Raw genomic sequence first — 5773 nt, 5'->3', positions numbered from 1 at the left:
CTCGGTTAGCCTCGAGGATTCGCGCATATCGCTCGGGATCCTGCTTAAGCATCAAGACGTAATCCTCGACGAGTCCTTGCCACCAGAATCCGCCATGCGCCTTGAGCTTGAGGAGGCCGATCATGAGCAGCTTGGATGCGGCGCGCATCTCGCGATCCGAACCTTCCTCGTACCAGTCGACGAGCTCCTCGTAGAGTGCTTCGACCTTCTCGAGGGGTGTTCTCCGATCCGAATCTGACATGAGATGCCTCAAGTAAATGCGTTCGGGGGGCAACTCCATCCCGGTCCGAAAATTCGACTCGATGATCGATCGCATCGTGCGTGAGGCCATACGATAGCTGGTGAATGTGTTCAACAGATGACGGCTAGGTGTACAACCCGACCCGGTCAACGCCCTCCGTGCCGCCTTTAGACCTCCTCGGACGCCGGACCCGCGACAGGGGATGCTGCGGCGGTCGCGGCCTGAGCCTCCGGGGTACCGGGGTAAGGAATATCCTCCTCGAATTCCAGCACATTGATCTCGATGGCGAAGAAGCAGAGGATCCAGAGCAGGGCATCGTAGGTATCCAGCCATTCGCCGTCGAGCCCCCAAAGCAGGGCGAAGACGAAGAGGGCCGCGTAGAGCACCAGCTTGGCCCCGTTGCGCAGATACCACTCCCAGCGGGCGTACTCGCCCGGCGAGTAGACATCGTACTCGAGGAGCAGCACGATCCCGATCCAGGTCAGAGCGTTCCAGAGATCGACCGGGCCATGCTCGGCGATATAGTCCACCGCCCCGTATCCCGCAGCGCTGTGCAGAATCAGGCCATAGGCCAGCATGCGCCCGGCATGAATGCCCCATTTCTCCCAAGGCGAGACATAGGGCTTGTCGAGCTGACTGGTCTCCCACTCGAACAACAGCAGCAATGTGACCCAGGCTAGGCTGTCCAACCCCTCGACCAGCGTTTGCTCGGTGAAGAAGAGGAAGACATTGACGCCGAGCAGGCTGAAGACCGTCCACTTGAAGTAAGGGAATGCCCTGCGCGGAAACGGATGTGCAACGGCCATCGGGTTAGCCCTTCATCCGCTCGATTCCGCGCTTGGCCTCTTCCCGGCTCTCGTAGACATGCGGGGCCAGACCCCGTGCCGCGAGCGACTCGCCCAGCTTCATGCGCTGGAAGGCACTGGTGGTGTAACGCGTGATGTCCCGATAGAAACGAGCGACCAGATCCTCGACCATCGCCGTGTAGTCGCCGACGAGATCCGGCCGAATCATGAAATTGTCGTAGTTCACGATGGCATCGACCTTGTGACCCAGGGGCTCGACGACGGACTCGACCGCCTCGCGGATTCGCGCGATGTCGCTCGTCTCGTTCACCGCGAAGGCCTCGAGATTGATGAAAAGCAGATTCTTCTCCGGTTCGTAGACCAGACGATCGGCAAGCGGGATCTCGAGCAGATCCTTCTCAAGCCCCATTGGACGGTCGGTGAAGATCCGCTGATCCATGGTCTTGACGGGTTCGGCGATCCGCGGTCGGAAACCCATGTGGGCGAGGATGTCACGATCCAAATCCACGCCGGGAGCGATCTCGACCAGGGTCATGCCTTCCGGACGCATCGCGAAGACACAGCGCTCGGTGATGTAGAGAACGGGCTGCCCGAGCCGGCGAGCACGCTCGCCGCTGAACGTCACCTGCTCCACCTGCTCGATGAATTTGCGACCGCCATCGCCCTCGCCGACCGAAATCCGCCCGTCGCCGATCTCGATCGCGCCCTTGGCCGTGGTGAAGGTCCCCACGAAGACCAGCTTCTTCGCGTTCTGACTGATGTCGATGAAGCCGCCGGCCCCGGCCAGCTTGGGACCGAAGCGGCTGACGTTGACGTTGCCCTGCACATCGGTCTGCGCCAGACCAAGGAAGGCCAGATCCAGCCCGCCGCCGTCGTAGAAGTCGAACTGGGCCGGCTGGTCGACCAGCGCCGCAATATTCGTCCCGGCGCCGAAGTTGAGCCCACCGGCCGGCAGGCCGCCGATCAGACCCGGTTCGGCCGTGAGGGTGACGTAGTCGAGGATGCCCTCCTCGTTGGCCACGTTGGCGATCCCCTCGGGCATCCCGATGCCGAGATTGACCACGGCGTTCGGTCGCAGCTCGAAGGCCGCACGCCGCGCGATCACCTTACGCGCGTTCAACGGCAAGGCGGCAATCGACTGCATGGGCACACGGATCTCGGCGCTGAAGGCCGGGCTGTAGGGCTCGGCAAAGGTCTGCCAATGATGCTCGGGCGGTGCGACCACGACGCAATCCACCAGGATCCCCGGGATACGCACTTGGCGCGGGTTGAGGGTGTGCCGATCGGCGATCCGCTCGACCTGAACGATCACCATGCCGCCCGAGTTGTGCGCCGCTGTCGCCAGGGCGAGCGACTCCAGAACCAGCGCTTCCTTCTCGATCGTGACGTTGCCGTCCGGGTCGGCGGTGGTCCCGCGGACGATCGCCACATCGATCGGGAACGACTTGTAGAAGAGATACTCCTCGCCGTCGATCTCGAGGATGCGCACCAACTCCTCCGTGCTCCGGTCGTTCAGCCGACCGCCGCCGTTGCGCGGATCGACGAAGGTTTCCAGACCGACCCGGGTGATGGTACCCGGCTTGCCGGCCCCAATATCGCGGAACAGATGGGCGAGGACACCCTGGGGCAGGTTATAGCCCTCGATCGCCCCGGAGTTGACCAGGCTCTGGAGCTTCGGCACGAGACCCCAGTGGCCGCCGATGACTCGACGCAGCAAACCTGCGTGCCCGAGGTGATTCAGACCCCGCTCCTTGCCGTCGCCCTGGCCAGCCGCGTACACCAGGGTCAGGTCACGCGGCGCGCCGGTGTCGAGGAAGCGCTGCTCCAGGGCAAGCGCCACCGCCTCGGCGAAGCCGATCCCGACGAATCCACCGGTCGCGACCGTATCGCCGTTGCGGATCAGCCGAACGGCATCCGCCGCGGTGACCAGCTTGCCGCGTTCGGCTTGGCCTCCGGACGGGCGCTCGGTCATCGGGTGCGCCTTGGGCGCCCGGTCGGCGGTAGCGTCGGATACGAGACGCGCGGGTCCGGATGTGGTGCTCATGGATGTGTCTCGACTGCTGTTGGAAGTCGGCTGCGCTGCGTCTAACTCAGCGCAGCGCATGCCTGCGGGGGCGATCATGCGTTCAAGAACGCACCGATCGTGTCGTAAACCTCGGCACAGGTCTCCGGGACCATGGCCTCTAGGTTCAGGAACCCATGGATCATTCCCGGCATGACCCGCTTCTCGGCGCGGATCCCGTGAAGCTCCAAGCGGTCGGCATAGGCAATGCCCTCGTCGCGCAGTGGATCGAATTCACCGGTGATCACCAGAGTCGCGGGATAGTCCGGGGTCAGGTCCATGTAAGAAGGCGAGATGGCGCGCCGATCCTCGGCGTTCTGGAGATAAGCATCGAACATCCAGAGGATCCGCTCACGCTCGAGGAGGTAACCGTCGCCGTTCTCGGTCACCGAGGGTTGCGACAAGGTGTAATCCAGGCTCGGGTACAGGAGCACCTGACGCTCGATCGTCATGCCCGCGTCGAACTGCGCCAGGTGCGACACGGTCGCGCAGAGCGCACCCCCGCCGCTGTCGCCCATCAAGGCCAGGCGGGGCTCATGGGGCATATCGAGATTCTCGAGCAGCGGAAAAACCCGTTTTGCACAGGCCATGGTGTCCTTGAGTGCGGCTGGATAGGGGCATTCGGGTGCCAGCCGGTACTCGATCGAGACCAGCACCCGCTTCGCCGCGAGCGCCAAGCGCCGCGCAATCGGATCGTAGAGCGAGACGCCGCCGGCAATATGGCCGCCGCCGTGGACGAAGAGCGCCACCGGGAGCGACCGCTCGGGTTGCGGGTGGTAGACGCGGACGGGAACCCGATAGTCCGGACCCGGGATGAGGTCGTCGCGCACCCAGGCGACCTCGGGGGACTCGGTGACGAAACGACGGGTCAGCAAATCCCATCCTTCGCGGGTGTTGGTGGCCGTGCGTCGATAGCCATGCTCGCGGGCCTTGTGCTTGGCCTCGCGTTGGGCAAAGAGCCAATCCCGCAGAGGCTGCGGGATCCGCTCGTCACGCTCGTTCGTCATGCGCACTCCCCGTTCGAGCGCGGCTGGACCGCGCCGGCGCGGCCGTCGCTGCAGGCCGATTCGCCATCGATTTCGGGCGCAGGTCGACTCGCCGTCGACCGACCTGCCCGCTCTCCACCAAGCCCTCAGGCAATTTTACGCAGGGTCTCGGATTCGACCAACACAGGCGACGGCTCGAGCTCGAGCGCCCGGGCCAAGCGATCGAGCATCGCGAGCGTCTCCGGACTCATCTCGTCGCGAGAACCGGCGATTTCTTCGCAGAGGGCCATCGCGCGGCCCCGATCCTCCATCGAGACGATCAACTTCGGCAAGGCGGCCAGTGCCGCCTCGGGTTCGTAACCGACGATCAGGCTTTCCTTGTGGATCATGCGCGTGCGGTGCTTCGGCTTCATGCTCGCGAAGGGCTCGGTCGCCATCAGCATACGGTTGGAGCGCTCCAGACGGGACCGCCGGACCTCTTTGCGCGACTGAGCCAGGAAGATCAGCATGCGGATCACGCCGTCCGCAAAGTCCCCGAGCTCGATCCGATCGAGCGCATCCTGGACCGAGGTCAGGGTCCGCAAATCCTCGCGTGGTGCTTCGCTGACGGTCTTGCTGAGCCGCTCGCCCATCGCCTGCACGGGCGGCGCACCCCAGAGCAGATGGAAGTTCCACTCGATCATGGCATTCTGCATGTCGCGGGCGTTGTCCCAGAACTGCGTCACCAGGCCGGCACCGGCCCGCTCCATGATCCGGAAGGGGTTGTCGTCCGCGGCCGGGCGACGTTGCTTGCGTGCCTCTTCGGCCAATCCCTGGAGAGGCTGCATGAGTGGGTTGCGATCGCTCTCGAGCCAGCGTTGCATCCGCATCGGGCTCGTGTCGGCGAGCAACTTGGCGCTGGTCTCGTTGCTCATGGCCCGAACCAACGGGCTCAGGGTCAGGTCGTACATCTCGGTGCCGATCTCGGAGAAGCGGGCAACCGCCGCGAAGGGGCGATTGGAATCGTCCCCGCCGGTCTGCTCCATCATCTGCTCGATGCTGCGCTCGGCAAAGGCCACCTTGAAGGACTTCTCGACCCCTTCTCCCTGGACCTCGGCGATGACCATCTCGTAGAGCCCGGGGGCGAGGGCCTCGATCGCCTTGAGCGTGGAGATGATCTGGTCATGCTCCTTTTTGGCGACCGACGAGGAGACGAAGATCCCCAGGTGGCCGACATTCTCGTGCAGCGTATAGAGGATGCGCTGTCCGCGGGCCCGGATCTCCTCGACATCCTTGTAGTGATCCGCGATCCATCCCAGCGCCTGCTGCGGCGGGGTGATGTTGTCCCCGTGCGAGGCGAAGATGATGATGGGGGAGTTGATGTTGCGCAGATCCACATGGGTGCGTTCGTTGAGATTCGCACAGCCGCGCCCGAGACGGTTGCCGACGAAGAGATTCTCGACGATCCAGCTGATCTCCGCCGGGGTCATGTAGTAGAAACTGCCCCACCAGCGCTCGAAGCCGACGAACCTCGGGACCTCGGTGTCGACCTGATCCCAGAGACTGTAATACTTCGACCACCAGGTATTGCTCGGGCTCAAGCGCTCGAAGTTGGAGACCAGGTTGGCCCCGTCGAAATGGCCGTTGCCGAGATCCGAGAGGAGCTTCACGGTGGTCGCGCCGCCGACCAGGCCACCCA

At 64.0% G+C, this 5773-nt stretch carries 5 protein-coding genes; all 5 read right to left on the bottom strand.

Annotated elements, in window-relative coordinates; genetic code table 11:
• Window positions 1-241: hypothetical protein (locus GPT33_RS16625; RefSeq protein WP_296811109.1), on the bottom strand; the 241-nt coding region annotated here is incomplete at its 3' end.
• Window positions 242-408: 167 nt separating this feature from the next.
• Window positions 409-1047 carry a hypothetical protein gene (locus GPT33_RS16620; protein WP_296811107.1) on the bottom strand — a complete coding sequence of 213 codons (639 nt, stop codon included), beginning with the start codon at window positions 1045-1047 and terminating at the stop codon, window positions 409-411.
• 4 nt (window positions 1048-1051) lie between these two features.
• Window positions 1052-3091, bottom strand: a complete 2040-nt coding sequence (locus GPT33_RS16615) for an acyl CoA:acetate/3-ketoacid CoA transferase (RefSeq protein ID WP_296811105.1) — start codon at window positions 3089-3091, stop codon at window positions 1052-1054.
• Window positions 3092-3165: 74 nt separating this feature from the next.
• Window positions 3166-4116, bottom strand: coding sequence for an alpha/beta hydrolase (locus tag GPT33_RS16610; RefSeq protein WP_296811103.1), 951 nt, complete (start codon window positions 4114-4116; stop codon window positions 3166-3168).
• A gap of 125 nt (window positions 4117-4241) precedes the next feature.
• On the bottom strand, window positions 4242-5773 hold a 1532-nt coding region (locus GPT33_RS16605; RefSeq protein WP_296811101.1), incomplete at its 5' end, for a DUF3141 domain-containing protein.

This window comes from Thiocapsa sp., from assembly GCF_011390875.1.
In the GTDB taxonomy this organism is placed as follows: domain Bacteria; phylum Pseudomonadota; class Gammaproteobacteria; order Chromatiales; family Chromatiaceae; genus Thiocapsa.
The sequence above is the reverse complement of the archived record's forward strand: the minus strand, read 5'-3'. Positions and strand labels throughout refer to the sequence as shown.

Excerpts from the sequence above, each read along its gene's own strand:
- GPT33_RS16610 (WP_296811103.1), bottom strand. The coding sequence starts at position 4,116 with ATGACGAACGAGCGTGACGAGCGGATCCCGCAGCCTCTGCGGGATTGG.
- GPT33_RS16615 (WP_296811105.1), bottom strand. The coding sequence starts at position 3,091 with ATGAGCACCACATCCGGACCCGCGCGTCTCGTATCCGACGCTACCGCC.
- GPT33_RS16620 (WP_296811107.1), bottom strand. The coding sequence starts at position 1,047 with ATGGCCGTTGCACATCCGTTTCCGCGCAGGGCATTCCCTTACTTCAAG.